This window comes from Shewanella youngdeokensis, from assembly GCF_033180165.1.
Classification (GTDB): domain Bacteria; phylum Pseudomonadota; class Gammaproteobacteria; order Enterobacterales; family Shewanellaceae; genus Shewanella; species Shewanella youngdeokensis.
Window position 1 is genome coordinate 660,993 of sequence record NZ_CP136522.1, and the last position, 24,578, is coordinate 685,570.

The following is a 24,578-nucleotide window of genomic DNA, read 5'->3' on the forward strand; positions in this document are numbered from 1 at the left end:
TTGCAATGCAGCGTGTATGCTTAGCTTAATTGCTATGCGATACATGTCGATTAGTTGAGGTTTAATACCTCCAAACTGCATATTTGTTTAGCATTATCTTAATCTTACCTGTGTCACTGTTTTGAATGATAAATCGCTTTCTGCTTGATTTAGCCATTCAATCGACCTATTGTTACAAGTGTTCTTAAACAAAAGTTTGCCTTGCAAACATATGTTTGCTGGCAGTGTTAACTGGATAATAATAATGACAGAACGCGAACTTGAAATTTTGGCGCTACTAAAGCGCAATCCGTTGATTGCGCAGCAAAGTATTGCCGAAAAATTGGGGATAAGCCGCTCGGCCGTGGCGGGACATATCATGAACCTAACCCATAAAGGCGTGATTAAAGGTAAAGGCTACATTCTTGCTGAAGCACGTTATACCGTGGTGATTGGTGGGGCAAACATGGACATACTAGGTTGCCCAGTTGGCCCTTTGCAGATAGGTGATTCAAACCCTGGTAGCGTGACTTGCTCACCCGGTGGCGTGGGGCGAAACATCGCAGAAAATCTTGCTCGTTTAGGCTCAGACACGCACTTAATTAGCGCGTTAGGTAAAGATACCTACGGGCAGATGATTATGGAGCAGTGCCAGCAAGCAGGTATTGACATGAAAGCCTGTATCGAGCTGAACGATTACAGCACTTCAACCTACTTGTCAGTGTTAGATAGCGACAGCGATATGCACGTGGCGATTAACGATATGGCGATACTTGAGCGATTAAGTGTCGCAGTCCTTAAGTCACAAGAAGAGATCATTAGACGAGCAGACCTTATTGTTGTTGACGCCAATCTATCGGCTGAGTCGCTGGAGTATATTCTAAGTAATTTCTCTGACCGGCCTATTTTTGTCGATACAGTCTCTTGTGCCAAAGCTAAAAAATTGGCGCCATTTTTAAGTTCCATCCATACCCTGAAACCCAATTTAAAAGAAGCTGAGCAGCTGTCAGGCATGACGATTACCGATGCCTGCGAGTTACCGGCTTTAGCTAATTGGTTCCATAGCCAAGGTGTAAAACGCATTTTCTTGAGCATGGGCAGTGATGGAGTATTTTACAGTGATGAAGGTGTGCAAGCACTCGTACCTGCAATTGCAACCCAAATGGTTAATGCTAATGGTGCCGGTGATGCGTTTCTTGCCGGTTTAGCCCATGGTTGGATCCAAGGGTGGACCACCGAAGAATCAACCAAATTTGCTATGGGAGCAGCGGTTGTCGCCCTGTCTCACATAGCCACAATTAATCCGAATATGTCAGAAATTAGCGTTAAGCGAGTTATCAAGGAGTCGTTATGTTAGAGCAGTACCTAGATATTAACCCTGAAGTTGCAGCTGCATTAGCTGCTGGCAAGCCAGTTGTTGCACTTGAGTCTACTATCATTTCACACGGCATGCCGTACCCGCAAAACGTGGAAACAGCCTTAAAAGTTGAACAAATTATTCGTGATAATGGTGCCGTACCGGCAACGATTGCAATCTTGAAGGGCCGCCTTAAAGTCGGTATGACCCATGATGAGATTGAATATTTAGGTAAAGCGGGTCTTGATGTCATCAAAACCAGTCGCCGTGATATTCCTTTTATTGTTGCAAAACAAACTGATGGTGCAACAACGGTTGCCTCTACAATGATTTTGGCACAGATGGCTGGCATTAAGGTGTTTGCAACTGGCGGTATTGGCGGTGTTCATCGCGGCGCGTCACAAACATTTGATATTTCAGCTGACTTGCAAGAGCTAGCCAACACTGACGTTGCAGTGGTTTGTGCAGGTGTAAAGTCAATCTTAGATATCGGTTTAACCCTAGAATATTTAGAAACTCAGGGCGTACCTGTTATTGGTTACGAGACCAGTACACTACCGGCGTTTTACACCCGTGAAAGTGAATTTGGTGTTGATTACCAATTGGACAGTGCCACGCAAATTGCAACGGCGCTTAAAGCCAAGTGGGACATGGGATTAAAAGGTGGTGTCGTTGTAGCGAACCCAATTCCTGAGGCTCATCAGCTTGACCGCGCCATGATTGACCAAGTGATAATCGATGCGCTAGCAGAAATGGACAGCAAAGGGATTTTCGGTAAAGACTCAACGCCGTTCTTACTGGCTAAAGTAGCTGAAAAAACACAAGGTGTGAGCTTGAAAGCGAATATCGAATTAGTGTTTAACAACGCTAAACTGGCGGCAAACATTGCGGTTGAATACGCAAAATAATACCGGCTCCAGCGGTAAAAATGCCAGTCAGTTAAACTGACTGGCATTTTTTTTAACGGCGTTCTGGCTCAGTTTGATTGTGGTTTGTGGCAGGTATTTAGATTAGCAGCCTGAATTGTTGGTGCAGCTATTTAATAAAGCTTGCCACCTCTTGTGCGGTAAGGTTGCGCCACTGCCCCAGCTCTACATCAAGTTGTAGGTTGCCAATTTGTTCACGGTGTAAGCCATTGACGCGGTTTCCAACCGCAGCAAACATGCGCTTAACTTGGTGGTAGCGCCCCTCTGTAATGGTCAGTAGTACCTCTTTAGGGCTTACAATAGTCAAGGTTGCTGGGGCGGTTAGCTGTGATTCATTTTGAAGTTCTATCCCGGCTAAAAACCGCGGAGCAACATCATCAGCAATGGGATCACGCAAAGTGACTCGATACGTTTTCGGGCATAGCTTATCGGGGCGAATAATCTCAAACGACCAGCGCCCATCATCTGTTAGCAATACTAACCCTGACGTATCGGCATCTAAGCGGCCTACAATATGCAAATCTTCAACTCTATCGATATGTATGCAATGCAATAAGCTAGGGTAGGCGCCATCAACATTAGAGCTCAATGTATTGAGCGGCTTATGCAACATTATATAGCGAGATGCTCGTGCGACTAGCCGCTCACCACGCCAGATTATGTGGTTATTTTCGTGCACCTGAAATTTAGGGTCAGTAATCAGCTGGCCGTTAACACTGACTTCGGCTAACTCAATACATTGCGTGGCAGCGGTACGGGTCAGTGCGGTGCTTTTGCACATAAACTTATCAAGGCGCATAGGGACTAATCGTGTAATTTAATATAGATATAGAGACTAGCAGCCCGTGGCAAGAAGATAAAATTGCGTTGGCAATTAATTGAGTCACAGTGGTGAGATACGCCATTTGAGACACTAAGGTTATGTTTAAGGGCGCTATGGTTTAGCTGCGTCACCTGTAGCAGTGCTAAACCTTGCAGTATTGTTCAACACTTCAGCTATTAAGGGGCTGTAATTTCAGGCACAATATAGCGAGTAAAACTCGTATTTAACAGCATCATCTACTTTGTCGTAAACGTTTAGGAACTCCACATGACGCAGCTTACTTTACTGACCCCTGACGATTGGCACCTTCATTTTCGTGATGGAGACATGTTGCAAGAAACCGTACCGGCAACGGCAAGATTATTTAATCGCGCGATCGTCATGCCAAACCTATTACCACCGATCACGGACGCCAAACTAGCTGTTGCATATCGTGAGCGCATTTTGGCAGCTCGCCCAGCAGGTTCTAATTTTGAACCATTAATGACTATTTTTCTAACCAATAATACAACAGAGCAAGATATTATTGACGCCAAAGCGGCGGGCGTTGTTGCGGCTAAGCTATACCCTGCTGGTGCTACAACTAATTCGGACGCGGCAGTTAAAGCATTAGATGCGCTGTTTCCAATATTTGAGGCCATGGAAAAACAGGGTTTACTGTTATTGGTACACGGTGAAGTGACCGAATCGCACATTGATATTTTTGATCGCGAAGCGCTCTTTATTGAGCGTTACCTTGCCCGTATCGTTAATGCTTTTCCAGGCTTAAAAGTGGTGTTTGAACACATTACCACTAAAGAGGCGGCCGACTTTGTCTTGTCTGCACCTGACAATGTTGCAGCAACTATTACCCCACAACACTTATTACTAAATCGTAATGACTTGTTAGTGGGCGGCGTACGCCCGCATAACTTTTGCTTGCCGGTATTAAAACGTAGCACGCACCAAGAGGCTCTTCGTGCAGTTGTTGCAACAGGGTCAAGTAAGTTCTTTTTAGGCACGGATTCAGCCCCTCACGAAAAGCACCGTAAAGAATCTGCTTGTGGTTGTGCTGGTTGCTATAGCGCATGGAGTGCACTTGAGTTATATGCGCAAGTGTTCGACGACCTCAATGCGCTAGATAAACTAGAAGGGTTTGCAAGTACGCACGGCCCTGATTTTTACGGCCTCGCGCGTAATACCAGTACCGTTACTCTAGTCAAAGAAGCCTGGACAGTTCCGTCACAGATTATATTGCCAAACGGCAATCCTATTGTGCCGTTTTTTGCCGGCGAAGAAATTAACTGGAAAGTTAAAAGCGTATAGCCTGCAGCCCCTAAACGTTAAAGCCCGCAATTTGCGGGCTTTTTTATGTGGTGATGCCCATAATGATGAAGGGATTAAGCGCATAGCGCTTAGCTGAATATATTTGGGTGAGCTAAGTTTACCTTGCTTATTAAGGCTCTTTTGCCAATGCTTTTCCTAACGGTTCAAAGTAGTCGATAAGCGCCTTAAAAATTATTTGTCGGTGCTCAATACTTGGGTATCCGCCGGCCTCAAATAACGACGATGCTAAGGTTTCATTGACCAAATAGGGATTGCTGATCTCGGTGTAAGATTCGATACACGACTCAAATGCCCGAGCCATCAATTCGGTTGGTTTAGAAAAATATTGCGAGCCAAATTGTTTATCAAGCGCAATTGCACGGCTTACAAACTCATGTTCATCTGCGCCATTTTCGCTCAACATGCTGACTTCCAATACTCTTTCTAAGCGCTGATTGAGTGGGTGTGAAATCGGCTTTAAATCGTTAACCCAACAGTGGCTAGCAAAAGCTGTCCCTAGGTTTGTGGTATGAAACGCTTTGGGCGCAATGTAGTGGTCAAATGCATGCCAAAATTCATGGGCTAATGCCCCCGCGCCAGCATTTTTAGCTAATGCTAACTCACGTCGCTGAGGTGCATAATGCGCTTGTACACCTTGTTGGCCACCGGTGCCAAAGGCTAAATTGAGAGTTTGTCTTAGTCCTAGTGCTTTAGGTGGAAGCTTTAAAATAAATGCGAGGTCAGCTAATGAGTCAAAAATGAGGTTAGCGGCTTTATCGCGCTCAGCGTTTTCTACCCACTTACCTAAGCGGATATGCCCTAAACCAAACACTTCTTTGATATCAACAAAGCTAACTTGCTCGTCAAAACGGTAGTCTGGCCCGACACGGTGATACGCCTTAGACTTTAACACTGACAGTTCTTGCTCCTGCTCACTATTCTCGCCGACATCTAAACACATTTAGATGAGACGATGATAGCTAAACCATGTAAATATTCATGATTGCGCATATTGGTAAGTTTGCCTACTGACAACAATGTTTTATCAGTGAAAAATAAGCATGACAAATAGTAGTATTTCCTTAAGGATATTTAGTGGCTGATTTTATTGGTTTTTAATGTTTGTTTGCATTGTTGTATCAAGCAAAATTTATCTGTAATTTTTGGCATGCTGAATGGTTACGCGTCTCATTTAGAATAGTGGTTAGAAAATGAGTGAAAATGCATCTAATTTAGATGTATTTACGCGATTGTTATTGATGTTAAGCTGCTGATTATATTTGCTAAAGTTGAATTTTTCTTGGTTGATTTACTTAGGGCGGCAAAGTATTATTTACTAAAGGCTGAAATGACACTTTGAGTAAAAAATTACAGGGTGGAACCTTAGGGGAAGCGCGGAATTCTCGAAGGAAATAGCACTTATTTTATTACTAATTTTGCAAAAGGGACGGTGCTAATGTTGAAGCAAATCAGCCGACTGGATTATTTTACTTTACAAGTTTTCATCGGATTAATTGAATTAAAAAATGGTGGTGCCGTTGCAGACAAGCTGCGTACCACGCAATCGAAAGTCAGTCGTGCGTTAACGACTATGCGCGAAGTGTTAGGAGACGAGTTATTTTTAAGGCATAAAAGTGGTTTTGAGCCCAATCCTGTGGCGTTAAAAATCAGCCCGATGGTGCAAGATATTGTGCAGCAGTTTGATAATATCATTGAAGCCACATCAGATAAGCAAAGCGCGGCCTACGAGCTTTCTGTTGCCGCTAATGAATACTGGTCATTAATGGTGCTCAACTGTATTCAGCAGTCTTGTCAGTGCTACGATAATGGTGTGCATGTTAACGTGCAGCCCTACTCTGATACAGTTAGTCAGCGATTGTGCCAGGGGAAAATTGACTGCAGTATCTCGACTAGTCCAATTAATCATTCGATGGTGAGTGATGTCAAAATTGGTGATGCAACTCATTGCTTTATTGTGGCTAAGCAAGGTCACCCTATATTGAGCTCTTCGCAGCCGTTAGAGGACATTTTTAAATATAAAATTGCGCTCGATAATGTCAACTTGCAGGGGCATCAAATGCACTGCATTGAAAAATATGCACAATCAAAACATATCGATATTAGAGTTGCACTTAAAAGCCCTAATTTGGATATGCTAATTGATCATGTCAGCGAGACCAATGACGTTAGCATTATGACTTCGGTGATGGCTTATAATGTGTTTAAAAACCGTCAAGACGTTAGCTTTGTTGATATATCAGATCAATGCCGCAAAGCCGGATTTTCATGTAATAGCTATTACTTGCATTGCCATCAAACTGTAGCCCCTAAATTGGCGGACTGTTTAAGCCGATTGCTAAGTGAGAAATTGCTCCAGCTACAAGATGATTACAATAGCACTTATGCATTAGCAGCACCGATAAAACGTGTGGTGCCATGTTGTGCTAAAAGTCGTTGTAGCGCACCAGAGTGTGACGCTGCTATTGATGGGAATTGCCGTTTTCGGCAGGGTTTTAGTGACAGCGTTGTCGAAGGAGTGTTATAGCCAACCAAGTTAGCCGTCAAAGTGGAAAGCAACCTAGTGTGTTAGCCAATGCGATAATTGCTTTTTAGCACTAGTAGCCCATGCGGTTATGCATGATTTATATTTTAAATATAAATTATGGTGTATTTGGTGGGTTAAAAACCAGTTAGTCGCTTAGCCTTCCAACTTAAGCGACTGACTAAAAAACTGTGATTATTGAGTTTTTTGGGCCAACAAATATTCATTAGCCTTAGCCAAGCTACCAAACGAGGCGATAAGGTTGCTCTGGCCTTTCGCTTGGATCTCTGGTGTTTCAGACTGGGTCATCATCCATACCCAAGTTTGGATTAGGGGTAACGGTGGATATTTTGCCGTGGATGAATCCTGCATATAAGCAATCCTATTATCGTTGACTTGAACCTGAACATGCCAATGTTTGTTGGTTCTAAATACGCTCAAAATTATTGCGGCTAGGGTAGCAAATTCTTTGTGTTTGGTTAACGTTAAATGCACAAATTTGTTATGAAATATGAGAAAATAATAGTTAAATTAGGTATTAGACTAAAGTTTTGATTAATGTCAGGCCGAAGTCGTACTTTTTGTCTGCGTTATTGAATTTGCTTTTAACTTAATGGTTACAGTCTCGCTGGCTAGAAAGTAGGCTCATATTCGTTAGGCTAATTGAGCCCTCCCTTATCACTATTTTATCTTGGAAGTAATCATGCGTCCCTCTTTATATTTTGACGGCCCCGTTGGTAAGTTAAATTTGCATGTCATCAAACTCCTCTGGCCATATTTGATTGAATTTAAACAAAGAGTTGGCCTGGCAATGTTGTGTCTGGTGGTCGCTAAAGCGGCGAGCGTAGGTTTGCCCTTTGTACTTAAAGCGATGGTTGATGCATTGGCGAGCTCTAACACTGGGCAAATAATGGCGGTGCCAATTGGGCTGGTGGTCGCTTATGGCGGGATTCGGTTACTCAACACCATTATTGCAGAGGTCCGTGACACCCTTTTTGGCCGAGTCACAGAGCGGGCTATTCGACGCTTGGGGATTGCAGTATTTGAACATTTACATCGGCTAGATATGGCGTTTCACCTTGAAAGACGCACTGGTGGTTTGTCTCGCGACATTGAGCGAGGCACTAGTGGCGTGAGTTTTCTGATGCGTTTCATGGTGTTCAATATTGTGCCAACACTATTAGAAATCGTGTTGGTTGTTGGAATTTTATTTTATAACTACGGAGTCGGCTATGCCGCTATCACACTGCTGTCTGTAGTGGCCTATGGTGGTTTTTCAATAGTCGCGACTGAATGGCGCACTGGCTATGTTAGGGATGCCGCTAAGGCTGACTCAGTGTCTAATACGCGCGCTGTTGACAGCTTATTGAACTATGAAACGGTTAAGTATTTTAATAATGAGCGCTATGAGGCGAATCGGTACGACAGTGCACTATCAGACTGGGAAAACGCAAAACGAAAAAATCGTTTGTCACTATTTGCGTTAAACGCAGGTCAAGCTTGTATCATTTCTGTCGCCATGACCATTATGTTAGCCATGGCTGCCAGCGACGTGACACAAGGGGTGATGAGCGTGGGTGATTTTGTACTGGTTAACGCTTTTATGATGCAGCTGTTTATTCCGCTTAATTTTCTAGGTTTTGTTTATCGTGAAATTCGTGGTGCCTTTGCCAATATCGAACGCATGTTTACCTTATTGGACAAACAGCCATTAATTGAAAACAGCCCCAATGCCACTACTGCGCCGTTAACATTAGGAAAGGTCTCCTTTGAACAGGTTTGCTTTAGTTACGATAGCCGCGGCATTCTTGATGATGTTAGTTTTACGATTGAACCGGGCCAGAAAGTTGCAATAGTCGGTGACAGTGGCGCAGGTAAATCAACCATCGTTAAGTTACTCTTTAGGTTTTACGATGTGGTGTCGGGCGCCATTCGAATTGATGGGCAAGATATTCGTCAACTGAGCCAGGATACCTTGCGCCAAGCTATCGCCATTGTGCCGCAAGATACGGTGCTATTTAATGATACTTTAGTTGAAAACATCCGTTACGGCCGCCCCTCTGCCACCGATGCTGAAATCGATGCTGCGATAAACATGGCGCATTTAGGCGAATTTATACAAAGCTTGCCGGAAGGGCGAGATACTCGCGTTGGCGAGCGTGGCTTAAAATTATCGGGTGGAGAAAAACAGCGGGTTGCGATTGCGCGCGCCATTTTAAAGCGTTCACCTATTTTGGTGTTTGATGAAGCAACCTCTTCGCTCGATAGCCATTCAGAGCAAGCCATTTTAACGGCATTAAAAGAGGTGGCGAAAGACCATACGAGTTTGGTTATTGCCCATCGACTATCGACCGTTATCGATGCCGACCAAATTTTAGTGCTAAGTAAAGGGCGTGTAGTAGAGGTTGGCACTCATTATGATTTGCTCAAAAAAGCTGGGCTGTATGCCAAGTTATGGCGTATTCAGCAAGAGTAGTCGTTGCTGCGAGCCAATACTGCAAAATACTTTAGCACCGGCTTTGTAAGTAAAGCCTGAATGCTATTAGTGTAATCTGTTGTGAGCAGCTGAGGTTAACTCGGAGTGAGAGTCAGCTGCTATTCAGGCTTATGTGTTTATAATTAATACACTAAATTTCGGTAAGCTTGGACGGTCATAATGGAAAATATATCGCTACGGGTTAATATTGAGGGGCAAGATAATCAGGTCGACACCGACTGGTTTGCTATTATGACTAAGCTAAAATTGCGTGGCGTCGATAAAGAACAGCTTGAAGTGTTGTATTTTCAATTGCGTGCAGGTATTCGCGTTACCACACGTGGGCTAAGTTTAGAAAAAACAACGGCTAGTGCGATGGGAGCAGGTTTGTTGCATGAGCCTAAGTTCTCGGCACATGATTATGCCGGAATGTTAATCATTTAAATGCTTTGAAGTTCACTTAGTAACCAATTTTTACATAACTTATCAACCGGAGGATTAACGGTTTGCAAGCTGGTGGCTTTACCTGCTCTGAAACATACATACTCACCTTCAATAATCGTCATTCTTGAGCAGGTTCTACAGCATGTTGATAAGTTTTTACATTGGATCACAGCTTCCATTCTACCTCTCTTAAAGTATCCCGTTCTATCCCGTTATACCCCGATATTTGATGCGGCGATATTATACATCATTTAACCCAAATTTTAACTATAAGCTTATTCTTGTTTACATTTAAAATGCTAGTTTATATACCAAAGTGCTCTTTAGTGAATGAGACTTTACCTGCGTTACCAATAGTGAGTTGGTAATAATCACCAAAATCAGTTTCAGCTATCGGGGCGACTTCTGGGCCACCTAGAGCCGTTATTATCATCGGTACAGTATTGGAATGTCCGGCAATAACGCTGTTGCCGTTATGACGATTAACTAGCGCGGCAATCTGGGTAATGTGTTGTTCAATACCCTCAGTGGTACTGACTATCGACACCGCGATGTTATTGCGCTTGGCCAGAGGTTGTAGTGTGAGCTGTGTTCTTTGGTAGTTACTGGCAATGGCTTGTGTTACAGCTAGGGCTGTTAACTTGGTGGCCAGTGCTTGAGCGCGTAGGTGTCCGGCCTGGCTTAATAGTGGGTCGCGAGTGCCATCAGGCAGTTTTTCGGCATGCCTAACTATAATGACTGTTTTATTGGTAGCCGCTGTTAATTTGTTATCAAAACCAGCCAGTTCTTGCGCCAACGCACTATGATTAAGGGGCAGCGCGAATAACATAAAGGCGACGACTGTACGAAAAATGATAGGCATAAGATTATCCTTGGGCTGGCCATTTAACCTTAATTTAAATTAGGTTTAGTGACGGTATTGTGAGTGATATAGGAGCATGCTGCGCTAATTATCATCTCACAAGCGGGTTTAATTAGATTAATCTTTCTGTCTGTAAAATTAAAGTTTACGCCGAAATGACAATAGACTTTGGGAGCAAATCACATGTGGATTGAAGGTAAGGTCATTGAACGGATTGATTGGAGCAAAAAACTATTCTCGTTAAAGATTAAGGTTGATATTGGTTCATTTACAGCGGGGCAATTTATAAAATTGAGCCAAGTGGTCGAGGATAAACGTATTGGCCGTGCTTACTCTTTAGTTAACCCGCCGGGCACTGACTACATTGAGGTGTTAGCGGTGGCCGTAGATGACGGCGAGTTGTCGCCTAATCTCCAAGCGTTGGCTACTGGAGATGTCATTGATGTATCAACCAAAGCCGCTGGGTTTATGACGCTCGATGAGTTGCCTAAAGCTGAAATGAAAGGCTGCCATCTTTGGTTTCTGGCAACGGGCACTGCGGTGGGGCCGTTTATCTCGATGATGGCCACTGATGAACCGTGGGAAAACTATCAAAAAGTGGTGTTAGTTTATGGGGTAAGAGAAGCGCAAGATCTAGCTTATTTAGAGCAACTTAAAGCGCTTGAAAGTAAATACCCAACCCAGTTCAAATTAATTTTGTCGGTGACGCGCGAGCCCGTAACTGGAGCGTTAACTTGCCGGATCCCAGACGGTATCAGTAATGGTGAAATTGAAACATTAGCCGGTATAAAGCTTAGCGCTGAGCAGTCTCAAGTTATGATCTGTGGTAACCCAGGAATGATCACTGAAGCGCAACTGGTACTTAAAAACAAAGGGCTCGCCAAGAACCTGCGTCGAGCTCCTGGGCAGATCACCGTCGAAAAATATTGGTAAGGAAACCACGATGAAACTCTACTATAGCGATGCATCCCCCTATGCTAGGTGCGTGAGGGTGTTTATCCGTTATCACCATATTTCCGATGTTGAAGAGATCCTCACCGATCCTTTTGACAACTCACCTGAACTACTGCGAGCAAACCCGTTAGCCAAGGTGCCGTGTTTGTTGCTTAATGATGGTTTAGCCTTGTTTGATAGCGATGTCATTATGCGCTACCTCGACAGTGAATTTGGTCAATCGAGCCTGCTGGGTGCGGTTGCGGACAATTGGGCGCAACAATGTCACCTGTCACTGCTAAAAGGCATTATTGATAGCGCTGTGTCGCTGCGGCAGGAGCAATGCCGAGAAGATGCATTACGGTCAACATTTTGGATGTCACGTTACGAGCAAGCATTGCTAAGAGGTCTAAAGGAAGTTGAAACGCTCGGCATGATTAATACGCAAGAGCTAACGGCTGCACAAGTGATGTTAATTTGCTTATTGGAGTATATCGATTTTCGACACCCAGATTTGCCTTGGCGTAAGCTGACTCCGGCGCTTAGCGTATGGCTGAGCGGCGTGCAAAAAGCTGAGCCATTTATGGCTACTCGGCCGGCGACTTAATACTGCAATTAACATCTAAAATCGTTGATAGGTAAGGGATTGCTAAAGTTGTTGTGAGGGCGAATTGTGTTTGTTTTGTTATAAGAAAGTGTCATTAGTGCTTGTCGTTTTTAACTTGATTGATTACTCTGTTTGCAATTGATAATTATTATCACCAGCAGCGCTGGTATAACGTAAATTGCAAAGGAGTGAGGTAATGAAAATCGTTAATTGGCTGGTATCAGTTGGACTTTTATGTAGCGCAACCATGGTTAATGCCGCCGAAAAATTAACTGTATATTCATACCGTCAGGCTTTTTTGATTGATCCAATATTGGCTGATTTTACTCAGAAAACTGGGATTGAAGTCGATGTTGTTTTTTCAAAAAAAGGTATCGCTGAGCGTATGGTGCGTGAAGGACGTTTGTCTAAGGCTGATATTGTGCTGACATCTGACTTTTATCGCTTAATGGAACTCGTTGAAAAAGATTTAGTAAGCCCTGCTACTAGCGACAAACTACAACAGAATATTCCACCACAATACCGCTCACCGGATGACATGTGGTACGCACTCACCATGCGAGTTCGCAATGTATACAGCTCAAAAGAGCGACTCGGTAAGCTTGATATCAACTATGAAGATCTGGCCGATCCTAAATACAGCGGTAAAATCTGTACCCGTAGCGGTAAGCATCCTTATAACGTGTCATTAGTTGCATCAATGATTGCGCACCATGGTGAGCTAGAGACTAAAACTTGGTTACAAGGGGTTAAAGCCAACCTAGCACGTAAACCACAGGGTAATGACAGAGCTCAAGTTAAAGCGGTTAGTGAAGGTTTATGTGATATAGCCATCGGTAATAGTTACTACCTAGGTAAAATGCTGCAAGACCCAAAGCAAAAGCCGTGGGCTGATGCATCTGAAATTAATTTTCCAAACCAAGCCAATCGCGGTTCACATATTAATGTGTCGGGAATGGCTTTGGCTAAACACAGCAAAAATACCGCAGCAGCGTTACAGCTAATGGAGTTTTTGTCGAGTGATGCGGCGCAGCAAAGCTACGCTGATGTAAACATGGAATACCCAGTAAAAGCAGATGTGGCTCCGTCTAAGTTAGTGGCGTCTTGGGGGCAATTTAAAGCTGACAACCTGCCTATCTATAAGTTGGCCGAACACCACAGCGCAGCGATTAAATTGTTGGATCAAGTCCAGTTTGATCTTTAACTTGTAATCGTATTTAGTGACCACAGACAATATGATTGCTGTGGCCATAAAAAGGCTCGCAAACCTATCTTTAGTGATAGGTTTGTTGTTAATGCAGCACTGTTTTTATGACGAATTAGGTATTTTACTTCATGATATTAGGCTTAGCGCGACGCTGGTCTGTTGCAAGTTACACCTTAGCCTTGTTATTGGTTATGCCGTTAATCGCACTGATTATTCAAGCGTTTATGCCTGGCCAGGCCGTGTTTGCTCATCTACTCGATACGGTGCTACCAACTTACATTCACAATAGCTTATTGCTGATGCTGCTGGTGGTCGTTGGCGCGGTGATGTTGGCGATTCCTGCTGCTTGGTTGGTGGCTAAATGTCGTTTCCCTGGGCGTAAAATGTTCCAGTGGGCATTGTTATTGCCTTTAGCGATGCCGGCTTATGTTGTGGCCTATGTGTATACCGAGCTTCTTGATTACGCCGGCCCACTGCAACGCGGGTTAAGGACGATATTTGATTGGCACACGCCACGTGATTATTATTTTCCTGAAGTTCGTTCTATTGGTGGCGCTGCACTGATGCTGGCTTTGGTGTTATTCCCCTATATTTACCTGCTAGCTCGCACAGCCTTTATGGAACAATCCGTTAGTTTAAGCCACGCAGCCCGCGTGATGGGCTGTAGCCCTTGGAAGAGTTTTTGGCGACTAAGCTTGCCGATGGCTAGACCTGCATTGGCGGTGGGCGCGGCACTCGTTGCAATGGAAACCGCCGCCGATTTTGCCACTGTGAGTTATTTTGCTGTGCCAACGTTGACTACGGCGGTTTACGATACTTGGTTTGAATATGGCAGCTTAACCGCCGCGGCAAAGCTATCAACCATTATGTTGCTGGTGGTGTTTTTGATGGTGGGATGTGAGCGCTTTGCGCGGCGAAAGCAAAAGTTATTTCAAAAACAAGCGGCCACACTTGAGCTTGATAGTTACTCGCTTAAAGGCGTAAAAGCATTGATGGCAACAGGTTACTGTTTATGCCTGTTGGTGGTCGCTTTTTTATTGCCATTCATGATTTTAGTGCAATATGCTTGGGACTATTTTGCTTTGAGCTGGAACGCAAAGTTTTTTGAATATAGCGCTAACAGTTTGTGGATCTCGTTAGTGGTGAGCGTGATTTGTGTGTGTATTGGCCTTGCTTTAATGTTTGTTAGGCGAGTGAGCCCATATTCTGCAGACATGTTGCCCTCAAGGCTGGCTTCTACTGGTTATGCGCTACCGGGTACTGTGTTAGCCATTGGGGTGTTAGTGCCGTTTACCCAGCTTGATTTTGCAATTAATGACTTGGCCAGCTACTTCGGTTTATCGGAGCCAGGTCTTGTTCTGTCTGGCAGTGCGTTTATTTTGATTGCCGCTTTTAGTATTCGCTTTGCTGCCATTGCGATTGGCAGTATTGAAAATAGCTACAAACGCATTTCCCCATCGCTCGATATGGCCAGTGTTACCCTCGGGCTATCGCCTCAATCATTACTGACTAAAGTGCATATTCCATTGTTGCGTAAGGGGATTTTTGCTGGGCTATTATTGGTATTTATTGAGTGTATGAAAGAGCTGCCAGCGGCATTGTTACTTAGGCCCATAGGTTTTGAAAATTTAGCAACGTATGTGTTTCAGTTCGTTTCTGATGAACAACTTGAACACGGGGCGTTAGCCGCAATCGTGATTGTATTGGTGGGGTTGGTCCCACTGATATATCTCAACCGTTCTTTGGAGCAAGCATAATCATATGGCAACATTAAAAGTGACCGGTGTTCATAGTCAGTATCAAACACAGCAGGTGCTTAAAGGGCTCGACTTAACCGTTGAAAAGGGTGAAATTGTAGCTTTGTTAGGCCCCAGTGGTTGTGGTAAAACCACCTTGTTACGCGCTATTGCGGGTTTGCAACACATTACGCAGGGCGTGATGTGTATTAATGGTAAAACGGTTGCAGCAGACAAGCTGTTTGTTGCTAGCGAGCAACGTGGAGTAGGCATGATCTTTCAAGACTACGCCTTGTTCCCCCATTTGACGGTTGCTGAGAATGTACTTTTTGGGCTCAAAAATACCGATAAAGCGCAGAAAGTTAAACGATTAGAACAGATGCTAACGCTGGTTAAGCTTGAAGGGTTAGGTGACCGGTATCCGCATGAGTTATCGGGTGGTCAGCAGCAACGGGTATCAATTGCGCGGTCTTTGGCTTACGAGCCAGAGGTATTGTTGCTGGATGAGCCGTTTTCAAATATCGATGCTAAGGTCCGTCGTGAAATGATGCTTGAGATCCGCCAAATTTTAAAGAAACATAGTGTTAGCGCGGTTTTTGTGACGCACAGTAAAGACGAAGCCTTTGTCTTTGCTGATAAGCTGGCATTGTTTAGCGATGGAAAAATAGTGCAGTGTGGCGACCCAGAGCAACTGTATTTATGCCCCAAAGACAAATATGTGGCAGATTTTTTAGGGGCGAGTAACTATCTCGCCGCCAGTGTGACGGGCAATCATACCGTATCGACGCTAATAGGCTCTATCGCTAGCACAGTTCCGTTAGGTTTAGCGCACAACGAGCTTGCCCAATTGCTACTCAGGCCGCAGCAGTTACGCATTGAAAAAGATGATGATGGTCACGCAGTGGTGATTGAGCGGCGGTTTTTAGGCAATGTATGCCAATATTTGGTGGCAATTGCTGAGCAGATATTAGATGTTCATTGTGAGCCGCTAGCCATAAATGTTGGCGACAAGGTCACTGTAAGTGCCATTAAGCATAACCTTATTTTACTCAAGCAAGATTGAGCTATGTTGGTGAATTCTATCATTCACCTTAGTCGCTAATCGGTAAATCGCGATAATTGAACCTGTTAATTAAATGACAGGTTCAATAGTGCTTATATGGTCTAGAGGTAATGCTGTATCTATTTTATAAACAGATACTTAAAGCTTTAATACGATCTTACCCACATGTTTTTTTTCTAAAAAACAGTCTTGAGCTTTACCAATGTCGGCTAATGAAAATATTTCTGCCACCAGTGGCTTAATTTGGTTGCTTTCTATCTTACGGACTAAGTTTTTAAACACTTGTTCACCCAGTACCGTGCAACCAAAAAAGCTAAGATCTTTTAGGTATAGCGTTCGAATATCTAACTCCACTATAGGGCCAGCTATGGCGCCAGAAACGGCGTAACGTCCTTGTGGCTTCAATACATTAAGCAATTTCGGCCACTTAGGCCCAGCGACTAAATCGACCACTACATCGATACTGTTTTTACCAAAGGTATCGATTAAATCATCATTTCTTGATATCACTTCATCGGCGCCGAGTGTTAGAAGCAATGGCATTTTTTCGGTACTTGTCACTGCTATAACATAAGCTCCACTCGCTTTAGCTAACTGTACAGCAGCAGAGCCCACGCCTCCAGAAGCGCCAGTGATAAGGACTTTATCTTTTGAGGTAACATTCGCACGTGTCAGCATGTTCTCTGCCGTTGAATAAGAGCAGGGAAAACTGGCAAGTTCAACGTCAGATAAACCACTTTTAATATGATAAGCATGACGAGAAGCAACAACTGTGTACTGCGCAAATCCACCATCGCATTCTGAACCAAAGTACCAAGGTGTATCTAGTTTGACACCGTGAGCCTCTTGAATACATGGCTCAATTATTACTCTTTCGCCAATCCTTGTTGCACTAACACCTTCTCCAACAGCAACAATAACACCACAAACATCTGCGCCTTGAATACGCGGAAATTGTAAGGCATTACCAGACCAACTAGCGTCAGTTACACCATTGTCACTTTTTGAATACCAAGCTGTTCTAGTATTTATATCGGTATTATTAACGCCTGCAGCCAAAACGCGTATTAGCACGTCATTTTTTTGGGGCTTAGGTACAATAAGGTTGGCACTGTATTTAAGAACCTCGGTACCACCGTGACCGGTTAAGGTAACGCCTTGCATATTTTTGGGAATTGTCATCATTGGTGATTGCCCATCAGTTTGCTAACCATAGTTTGTGCTATTTCTACAGACTCTTTGCCCAAAATTGGCCATGTACTAGAAACACTTTCGTGCAAAATAAATAGCTCTTTTTCAAGATCTGCTCTACCACTTTGACGACCTAGTAACTGACAAACTTCATGCTTATGTCGAGCGACGGCATCCCTTATTTCATTATTTTCAGGAAACGCGGCAATCGCATTTAAAGACATACAACCATGTGCCGCAAAAGATCCCATCCAATGCTCCAACTTGGCAAATATCTGCAGCACCTTACTGGCATTTGAGCCCTGAAGATCTTTAACAAGAAAGGCTAAATATCGTTGATGTCGATAATCTAGCGCCGCGATAATCATCTTTTCTTTTGATGGAAAATACTTATATAGAGTTCTAAGACTTACATTACAAGCGTCTTTAAGCTTAGATACACTGGGTTCTGCAAAGCCATATTGACTGAATGCGATTTCCAAACTTTCTGCTATTTGAGTTTTGAGCATAGGAAAACCTAGTAGAGCGTTTATTCTACCTTAATGGTAGAGCGTTCATTCTACTTCGTCAAGGAGTAATAAAATAGTGATAGTTAGAGGGCTATTAGCCGGTTCCTGGTAATTACACATTGCTAATGTACTCACCGTTTTTATTATTCGCCAGCATGTTGGTAAGGCACTGGCACGCTTTTGCTAGATATTGGTTATTTTTATCGCTGTTTATTGTGTATTTTAGTAAACTAAGTGTTGGGACGTTTAACATGTTATTCATTAAGCGTTATAACGACTTACTTGTGCTCATTTTTAGCATTGTTAGTCACAATTGAGCTTTACAAGTAGACCTACACATCACTTTTTATTTTGCTTAATGTGCGTCAGGTTAATATCTTAACTGCTAAAGTTGTAGATAATATGGCGAAAATTAATATCAAAAAAAAGGTTCGAGATAAATGGATAGTCAGATTATGCCGCGTGAGCAAATAGGAGTGTGTGCAGAAGGAAACTTGCACAGTGTCTATTTAATGTTTAATGCTAATGAAGGTATTGATGAGCAGATGCGTCCATGTGTGGCAAATGTCGCGCAGTATGTTCACGACCTTGCTGACCAATTTTCAGATAGCGCTTTTAATGGCTTTGTAGCGATTGGAGCCAACTACTGGGACACGCTTTACCCGCAAGCACGTCCGCAGCAATTAAAGCCATTTCCAGCTATGAATGAAGACAATCGTGATGCACCAGCAATAGAATACGATTTGTTTGTGCAAATACGTTGTGACCGTTTCGATATATTGCACCTAGTTGCCAATGAAGTGTGCCAAATGTTCGATGGGTTAGTGGAACTCGTTGACGAAGAACGTGGCTTCCGTTTTATGGACAACCGCGATCTCACAGGTTTTGTTGATGGCACCGAAAACCCGAAAGGGCGTAGTCGCCAACAGGTTGCCTTAATCGGTGATGAAGACCGTACATTTACTGGCGGAAGCTATGTGCACGTGCAAAAATTTGCGCACAACTTGAGTAAATGGAACCGCCTACCAGAGAAAAATCAAGAAGATATTATTGGCCGAACTAAAGCCGATAATATTGAATATGCTTCTGCCGATAAGCCATTAACCAGCCATATTAAGCGAGTTAACCTTAAAGATAGCGATGGTAACTCCATGGAGATTTTACGCCAAAGCATGCCTTACGGCTCAGTTAAAGAGCAAGGTTTAATGTTTGTCTCTACCTGTCGAAACTCTGTCAATTTTGAACAGATGCTTGCCAGTATGATTCATGGTGACGGTCACGGTAATCACGACCACCTAATGCACTATACTCAAGCGCTAACAGGCTCAGCCTTTTTTGTACCCTCTCTTGATTTTCTAGAGCAGTCGGCTTAAGCCTACTAGACAGCAAATTGGCTCCATCACTAAGCCGTTTACGTAGTTATCACTACGTTGTACGGCTTTTTTTGTGGCTGTTTATGAAGTTACACTCATTGAGCCCCGTACGGTTGTTAGCTTGTACAAAAAGCCTAAAAGCGGCTGCCGCTGTTGCAGGTTTTTATTCAAAAAAAGACCGCAAATGCGGTCTTTTATTATCAGCAACAATGGCTAATCAGCTTCTTTAAGGCTTTGAGTTAACTCAACTATAGCTTTCTTACCATCCCCAAACAACATCACTGAGTTATCTAAAGCAAACAATGGGTTAGGTAACCCTGCAAACCCAGGGCTAAGCGAACGCTTAACTACGACAACGGTTTTAGCCTTGTCGACGTTAAGAATTGGCATACCGTAAATTGGGCTGCCTTTGTCTTCTCGTGCCATTGGGTTGGTTACATCGTTAGCACCAATAACAATAGCGACATCGGTTTGCTCAAACTGCGGATTAATCTCATCCATTTCGATTAGCTGCTCGTAAGGCACTTCTGCTTCAGCGAGTAGTACGTTCATATGGCCCGGCATACGACCCGCAACTGGGTGAATAGCGTAAAGCACTTGTGTACCACGCGCTTCCATCACAGAGGCAAGCTCGCGCACTGCATGTTGCGCTTGCGCCATCGCCAGTCCGTAACCAGGAACAATAACCACGCGTTCAGCAGTTTCGAGTAGCATTGCTACCTCTTCAGGTGACGACGAGGTGACTTTTCCGGCATAAACTTCATCGGCATCAACGGTTTCTCCGCCTTCAGCCATCACACCAAACAACACGTTAAACAGTGAACGGTTCATCGCTTTACACATGATTTGCGTCAGAATAATACCAGATGCGCCGACTAACGAGCCCGATACAATCAAAACGGTATTACCGGTAATAAAGCCGGTGGTTGCCGCTGCAATGCCTGAATATGAGTTCAGTAGGGCAATAACCACTGGCATATCTGCGCCACCAATAGGCACAACCAACAGTAAACCCAACACTAAAGACACAGCCACTAAAGCGTACATGAGTGCCACGTTACTCGGGTTTATCACAATCGCAATCGCCAAAATGATGGCACTGACGAGCAATATTGCATTGATTATTTTGTTGCCAGGAACCTTAATCGGGTTGCCTGAAATCAGTTCTTGTAACTTAGCAAAAGCCACAAATGAACCCGACAGAGTCACCGCGCCAATAATGACTGTTGCCGCAATTGAAATCACCGCCACAGTTTGAGTGGTTGATTGTGGGTCAATGAAGTTTGCTAGCGCAATAAACAGCGATGCTCCGCCACCAAAACCGTTTAGCATGGCTACCATTTGCGGCATTGATGTTACTTGGATTTTTGTCGCCATAATGGCACCAATCGTGCCACCAAGAAGTACGCCTGCAATAATCCATTCGTAACTTAAAATACTTTGATCTAGTAGTGTTACTACCACCGCAATAAACATACCCAGTGCAGAAAGTTGATTACCTCTAACTGCAGTTCGTGGCTTAGTAAGGCCTTTAATCCCGAGGATAAATAAGGCTGCAGCCACTAAATAGGCGAGATAAATAATCGTCATAGTGGCTTATTTCCTTTTAAACATGGCGAGCATGCGGTTGGTGACCATGTAGCCACCAACAACATTAATGGTAGCAAGAACCACCGCGATAAAGCCGAACACGTTAACCCAAACGCCCGCGCCTGAACCGGCTGATAATAGTGCACCAACCAGAGAGATCCCTGAAATAGCGTTTGAACCAGACATCAGTGGAGTGTGCAGGGTTGGCGGTACTTTGGTGATCATCTCTACACCAAGAAAAACCGCGACCATAAATAAGGTCAGTAAGATGAAAATTTCCATTTATTTTTCCTCCGGTGATTCAGCCGTAGCAACCGGCTCAAGTGAGGGCAGACCTAGCAGATCTCGTAGGCGTGCACTGGCAACCTCGCCTTGATGTGCAACAACCGTGTCTTTCACAATTTCGTCTTCAAAATCAAGGTTTACCACCCCTTCTTTGTCGACAAGCAGTTTTAATAGGTTTTCAATATTAGTGCCATACATTTGGCTTGCATGGTTGGCTGCTGTACCAGGGATATTCGACGGGCCAAGAATGGTTACTCCGTTGTAAACCACCTCTTTATCGACTTCTGTTAGCTCACAGTTACCGCCAGTTTCAGCGGCGAGATCAACAATAATAGTGCCTTTCTTCATGCCATCAAGCATAGCTTTTGTAATTAAAACAGGGGCTTTTCGACCTGGGATCGCAGCTGTTGTAATCACGATATCTTGTTGGGCCAGAACATTGGTCATTGCTTGCTGTTGACGCTTCAAAAAATCATCAGACTGCTCTGCAGCGTAACCGCCTTTGGTTTCAGTGTTTTCTGTCTCTAAATCCAGTTCAACCGGTTTGGCACCTACTGAGATAATTTGCTCACGAGCTGCTGGCCGAATATCGTAAGCTTCAACAACCGCACCAAGCCGCTTGGCGGTTGCACAGGCTTGTAAGCCTGCAACACCCACCCCCATAATGAACGCGCGAGACGGTTTAAGTGTTCCGGCGGCAGTCATCATCATCGGGAATAATCGCGGTGCTTTATGCGCGGCAAGCAATACTGCTTTATAGCCGGCAATTGTCGCCATCGAAGATAAAATATCCATGCTCTGCGCCCGTGTAATACGCGGCACTAATTCCAGTGCAATCGCGGTAGCACCGGCATCAGCTATAGCTTGGGCATTTTCAGGGTGCGCAAGTGGATCCATCATGCCGATCAGAATTTGATTCGGCTTAATAACCGCTTTAAGTTCTGCAAGTTGTTCATCTTTAGCGTTAACGACAGTAATTACATCTGCATCACTTAAGACTTGTTCACGAGACACAATAGTTGCGCCGGCGGTAACGTAGTCTGTATCAGTAAAGCCTGCGTTATTACCCGCATTGCTTTCAACAAGTACCTGCACGTTTTTCTTTAGCAGTCGTGCCACATTGGCAGGAATAAGCGCAACTCGGCTTTCTCCTGTGTGACTTTCCTTGGGGAGACCTAGCTTCACAAAGGTAAACCTCTTGGTTGAGGACATTCGTAGGGACAGATGTCATTTTTATTGTTTGATTGCATTATTGTGGCGGTTCAGAATTTAGACACAAGTGCATATTTTTCATTATAAGTATAAGCATACCAGTCTCAACTGGAATGTTGCACTATGTCACACTTTTTAATAGGTAATTGCTGTCATCAAGCCTATTAAATATGGGTTCATTCATTGCCTTTTACTTTTTAGCTTAATTTAGACCATTTGTATATTCCAAAATGGAATTAAAAATCAGCTTTTATTCTTTTTTACTTTTATGGTCTAGGGCTAAGCTTGCCTACATTAAATTGATACAGGGCCGTCATCATGTTGTTAAAAGAGCTTTCATCACTCGCCTCTCCGCTGTCTTCAGGGCAAGTGGATAAGCTAAAGCAGCTTACCGCTGAATTGAGTGCCGTTCAACTTGCGTGGGTCAGCGGCTACCTTGCTGCCACATCTGAGCAGGGTGGTGCAGCAGTGCCGCAAGCGAGCGCAATGCCAACGATTACGATTTTATACGGTAGTCAAACCGGTAATGGGCGTGGGGTTGCGGCACAATTAGCTGAAAAAGCGCAGGCGCAAGGATATGCGGTTAACTTAACTTCAATGGGTGAATATAAAGTACGGCAGCTCAAGCAAGAAACCTTATTACTGCTAGTGGTAAGTACCCATGGTGAAGGTGATGCACCTGATGACGCCATTGAACTGCACAAGTTTTTAGCCTCTAAGCGAGCCCCTAGGTTAGAGCAGCTTAATTATTCTGTTTTAGCGCTTGGTGACTCAAGCTATGAGTATTTCTGCCAAACAGGTAAAGACTTTGACGCGCGCTTGGCGGCGCTTGGCGCAACATCACTTTCGCCAATCGTCGAATGTGACGTAGATTACGAATCGCAAGCCGAAACTTGGCAAAATAGTGTACTGGAAGCTGTAAAACCGTTAGTTCAAAGCGCTGGCGCAACGGTGGTGCCGATTGCTAATACTACTGCAGCTCTAACTAGCTTTACTAAGCAAAAACCTTATACCGCTGAACTGCTCGTTAGCCAAAAGCTAACGGGGCGGGATTCTGACCGAGATGTGCGCCATGTTGAAATCGAGCTTGGTGAGTCAGGTATTAATTATCAAGTAGGTGATGCATTAGGTATTTGGTTCTCGAACAGCGGCGCTTTGGTAGCTGAACTTCTTAGTAACTTAAAGCTAGATGGTGAAGCGCTAGTCAGTATTGGTGAAAACAGTTTGAGTTTGCGCGAGGCGTTAACTCATAAAAAAGAGCTAACCCAACTGCACCCTGGATTCATTACAGGTTGGGCTGAGCTAACTCAAAACCCAACACTATTAGCTTTAACGCAAGATAAAGCGCAGCTGCGTCAGTTTGTGACTCATCATCAAGTTGCCGATGTTGTTAACCAATATCCAGCCAGTATAACGGCTGAGCAGCTAGTTAGTTTGCTGCGTAATATCACGCCAAGGCTGTACTCCATAGCCTCTAGCCAAGCTGAAGTTGAATCTGAGGTGCACTTAACTGTGGCACTGGTTGAGGACCAGCGTGACGGAATTGCACGATTTGGTGGGGCTTCACAATTCTTAGCCAATGCCGAAGAAGGGCAAGAGGTACAGGTTTATGTTGAGCCTAATAAGCATTTTCGCTTACCTGATAACCCTGAAACACCGGTGATCATGGTGGGCCCAGGTACTGGTGTAGCGCCGTTTAGAGCTTTCATGCAGGATCGTTCGGCGCAAGGTATAGCCGGTAATGCGTGGTTAATTTTTGGCAATCCACACTTTGAGCAAGATTTTCTCTATCAAACCGAGTGGCAGCAGTACTTACAAAGTGGCGAGCTGTCACGTATCGATTTAGCGTTTTCACGCGATCAAGACCACAAGGTGTATGTACAGCATAAAATCATTGAGCAGGGTGAAACGCTGTGGCAATGGCTTGAGTCTGGGGCCCACTTTTACATTTGTGGTGATGCAGAGCGCATGGCTAAAGATGTTCACCAAGCCTTATTAGATGTAGTGGTTAAGTTTGGCGGCAAAACAATAGAGCAAGCCGCAGATTACCTTGAAGCATTGCGAGTGGCAAAACGTTATCAAAAAGACGTTTACTAATTTTTGCTTGAGCAAACAGAGCGCATTGATGAGTTGCTGGCACGAACAAAGTCAGCACTAA

22 protein-coding genes are annotated in these 24,578 nt (G+C 44.0%); 13 read left to right on the forward strand and 9 right to left on the reverse strand.

Annotated elements, in window-relative coordinates:
- Positions 1-244 precede the first annotated feature (244 nt).
- Entirely contained in the window at positions 245-1,336 is a 1,092-nt protein-coding gene (locus RGE70_RS02800; RefSeq protein ID WP_310470037.1) for a PfkB family carbohydrate kinase, read from the forward strand.
- Complete coding sequence (locus tag RGE70_RS02805; RefSeq protein ID WP_310470038.1) at positions 1,330-2,244, forward strand: pseudouridine-5'-phosphate glycosidase; 915 nt, start codon at positions 1,330-1,332, stop codon at positions 2,242-2,244. Before RGE70_RS02800 ends, RGE70_RS02805 begins: the two co-directional genes overlap by 7 nt.
- 127 nt (positions 2,245-2,371) lie before the next feature.
- Here RGE70_RS02805 and RGE70_RS02810 read toward each other — a convergent pair whose 3' ends face one another.
- The gene (locus tag RGE70_RS02810; protein ID WP_310470039.1) at positions 2,372-3,061 is read right to left on the reverse strand and encodes a pseudouridine synthase; all 690 of its coding nucleotides are present in this window, start codon (positions 3,059-3,061) and stop codon (positions 2,372-2,374) included.
- 291 nt (positions 3,062-3,352) lie between these two features.
- On the opposite strand from RGE70_RS02810, the gene pyrC reads away from it, so the two are divergent.
- Entirely contained in the window at positions 3,353-4,390 is a 1,038-nt protein-coding gene (pyrC, locus tag RGE70_RS02815; protein WP_310470040.1) for a dihydroorotase, read from the forward strand.
- Positions 4,391-4,520: 130 nt separating this feature from the next.
- Here pyrC and RGE70_RS02820 read toward each other — a convergent pair whose 3' ends face one another.
- Positions 4,521-5,303, reverse strand: coding sequence for a CLCA_X family protein (locus RGE70_RS02820; protein ID WP_310472901.1), 783 nt, complete (start codon positions 5,301-5,303; stop codon positions 4,521-4,523).
- A 543-nt stretch (positions 5,304-5,846) separates the two neighbouring features.
- Here RGE70_RS02820 and RGE70_RS02825 point away from each other — a divergent pair.
- Positions 5,847-6,935: a LysR family transcriptional regulator gene (locus RGE70_RS02825; protein WP_310470041.1), complete on the forward strand. Its 1,089-nt coding sequence runs from the start codon at positions 5,847-5,849 to the stop codon at positions 6,933-6,935.
- Positions 6,936-7,127: 192 nt separating this feature from the next.
- Here the strand turns inward: RGE70_RS02825 and RGE70_RS02830 are convergent, their stop codons facing one another.
- Positions 7,128-7,304, reverse strand: coding sequence for a hypothetical protein (locus RGE70_RS02830; protein ID WP_310470042.1), 177 nt, complete (start codon positions 7,302-7,304; stop codon positions 7,128-7,130).
- 331 nt (positions 7,305-7,635) lie between these two features.
- Between RGE70_RS02830 and RGE70_RS02835 the strand changes: the two genes are divergently transcribed.
- Both RGE70_RS02835 and RGE70_RS02840 read left to right on the forward strand, forming a co-directional pair.
- Positions 7,636-9,408, forward strand: coding sequence for an ABCB family ABC transporter ATP-binding protein/permease (locus tag RGE70_RS02835; RefSeq protein ID WP_310470043.1), 1,773 nt, complete (start codon positions 7,636-7,638; stop codon positions 9,406-9,408).
- A 180-nt stretch (positions 9,409-9,588) separates the two neighbouring features.
- On the forward strand, positions 9,589-9,852 hold the full coding sequence (locus RGE70_RS02840) for a hypothetical protein (protein WP_310470044.1): 264 nt from the start codon (positions 9,589-9,591) through the stop codon (positions 9,850-9,852).
- A gap of 304 nt (positions 9,853-10,156) precedes the next feature.
- On the opposite strand, the gene RGE70_RS02845 is transcribed toward RGE70_RS02840, so the two are convergent.
- Complete coding sequence (locus tag RGE70_RS02845) at positions 10,157-10,714, reverse strand: histidine phosphatase family protein (RefSeq protein WP_310470045.1); 558 nt, start codon at positions 10,712-10,714, stop codon at positions 10,157-10,159.
- 183 nt (positions 10,715-10,897) lie between these two features.
- On the opposite strand from RGE70_RS02845, the gene RGE70_RS02850 reads away from it, so the two are divergent.
- From RGE70_RS02850 to RGE70_RS02870, 5 genes are all read left to right on the forward strand, one after another.
- Positions 10,898-11,647: a ferredoxin--NADP reductase gene (locus tag RGE70_RS02850; protein WP_310470046.1), complete on the forward strand. Its 750-nt coding sequence runs from the start codon at positions 10,898-10,900 to the stop codon at positions 11,645-11,647.
- 10 nt (positions 11,648-11,657) lie between these two features.
- Positions 11,658-12,254 carry a glutathione S-transferase gene (locus RGE70_RS02855; RefSeq protein ID WP_310470047.1) on the forward strand — a complete coding sequence of 199 codons (597 nt, stop codon included), beginning with the start codon at positions 11,658-11,660 and terminating at the stop codon, positions 12,252-12,254.
- A gap of 196 nt (positions 12,255-12,450) precedes the next feature.
- Positions 12,451-13,458 carry a Fe(3+) ABC transporter substrate-binding protein gene (locus RGE70_RS02860; protein WP_310470048.1) on the forward strand — a complete coding sequence of 336 codons (1,008 nt, stop codon included), beginning with the start codon at positions 12,451-12,453 and terminating at the stop codon, positions 13,456-13,458.
- A 131-nt stretch (positions 13,459-13,589) separates the two neighbouring features.
- Complete coding sequence (locus RGE70_RS02865) at positions 13,590-15,218, forward strand: ABC transporter permease (protein ID WP_310470049.1); 1,629 nt, start codon at positions 13,590-13,592, stop codon at positions 15,216-15,218.
- Positions 15,219-15,222: 4 nt separating this feature from the next.
- Positions 15,223-16,260 (forward strand): ABC transporter ATP-binding protein, encoded by a 1,038-nt coding sequence (locus RGE70_RS02870; protein WP_310470051.1) that lies wholly within the window; start codon positions 15,223-15,225, stop codon positions 16,258-16,260.
- A 138-nt stretch (positions 16,261-16,398) separates the two neighbouring features.
- Here the strand turns inward: RGE70_RS02870 and RGE70_RS02875 are convergent, their stop codons facing one another.
- Both RGE70_RS02875 and RGE70_RS02880 read right to left on the reverse strand, forming a co-directional pair.
- Positions 16,399-17,445, reverse strand: coding sequence for an alcohol dehydrogenase family protein (locus RGE70_RS02875; protein ID WP_310470052.1), 1,047 nt, complete (start codon positions 17,443-17,445; stop codon positions 16,399-16,401).
- Complete coding sequence (locus RGE70_RS02880) at positions 17,442-17,960, reverse strand: TetR/AcrR family transcriptional regulator (protein WP_310470053.1); 519 nt, start codon at positions 17,958-17,960, stop codon at positions 17,442-17,444. Before RGE70_RS02880 ends, RGE70_RS02875 begins: the two co-directional genes overlap by 4 nt.
- Before the next feature lie 440 nt (positions 17,961-18,400).
- Here RGE70_RS02880 and RGE70_RS02885 point away from each other — a divergent pair, with 440 nt between their 5' ends.
- Positions 18,401-19,333, forward strand: a complete 933-nt coding sequence (locus RGE70_RS02885) for a Dyp-type peroxidase (protein WP_310470054.1) — start codon at positions 18,401-18,403, stop codon at positions 19,331-19,333.
- A 213-nt stretch (positions 19,334-19,546) separates the two neighbouring features.
- Here RGE70_RS02885 and RGE70_RS02890 read toward each other — a convergent pair whose 3' ends face one another.
- From RGE70_RS02890 to RGE70_RS02900, 3 genes are read right to left on the reverse strand one after another with little or no spacing between them, the layout of a single operon-like run.
- Entirely contained in the window at positions 19,547-20,923 is a 1,377-nt protein-coding gene (locus tag RGE70_RS02890) for an NAD(P)(+) transhydrogenase (Re/Si-specific) subunit beta (protein WP_310470055.1), read from the reverse strand.
- A 6-nt stretch (positions 20,924-20,929) separates the two neighbouring features.
- Entirely contained in the window at positions 20,930-21,205 is a 276-nt protein-coding gene (locus tag RGE70_RS02895; RefSeq protein ID WP_310470056.1) for an NAD(P) transhydrogenase subunit alpha part 2, read from the reverse strand.
- Entirely contained in the window at positions 21,206-22,393 is a 1,188-nt protein-coding gene (locus tag RGE70_RS02900) for a Re/Si-specific NAD(P)(+) transhydrogenase subunit alpha (RefSeq protein WP_310470057.1), read from the reverse strand. It abuts the gene before it with no gap.
- A gap of 345 nt (positions 22,394-22,738) precedes the next feature.
- Between RGE70_RS02900 and RGE70_RS02905 the strand changes: the two genes are divergently transcribed.
- Entirely contained in the window at positions 22,739-24,517 is a 1,779-nt protein-coding gene (locus tag RGE70_RS02905) for an assimilatory sulfite reductase (NADPH) flavoprotein subunit (protein WP_310470058.1), read from the forward strand.
- The last annotated feature ends 61 nt before the right edge of the window (positions 24,518-24,578 follow it).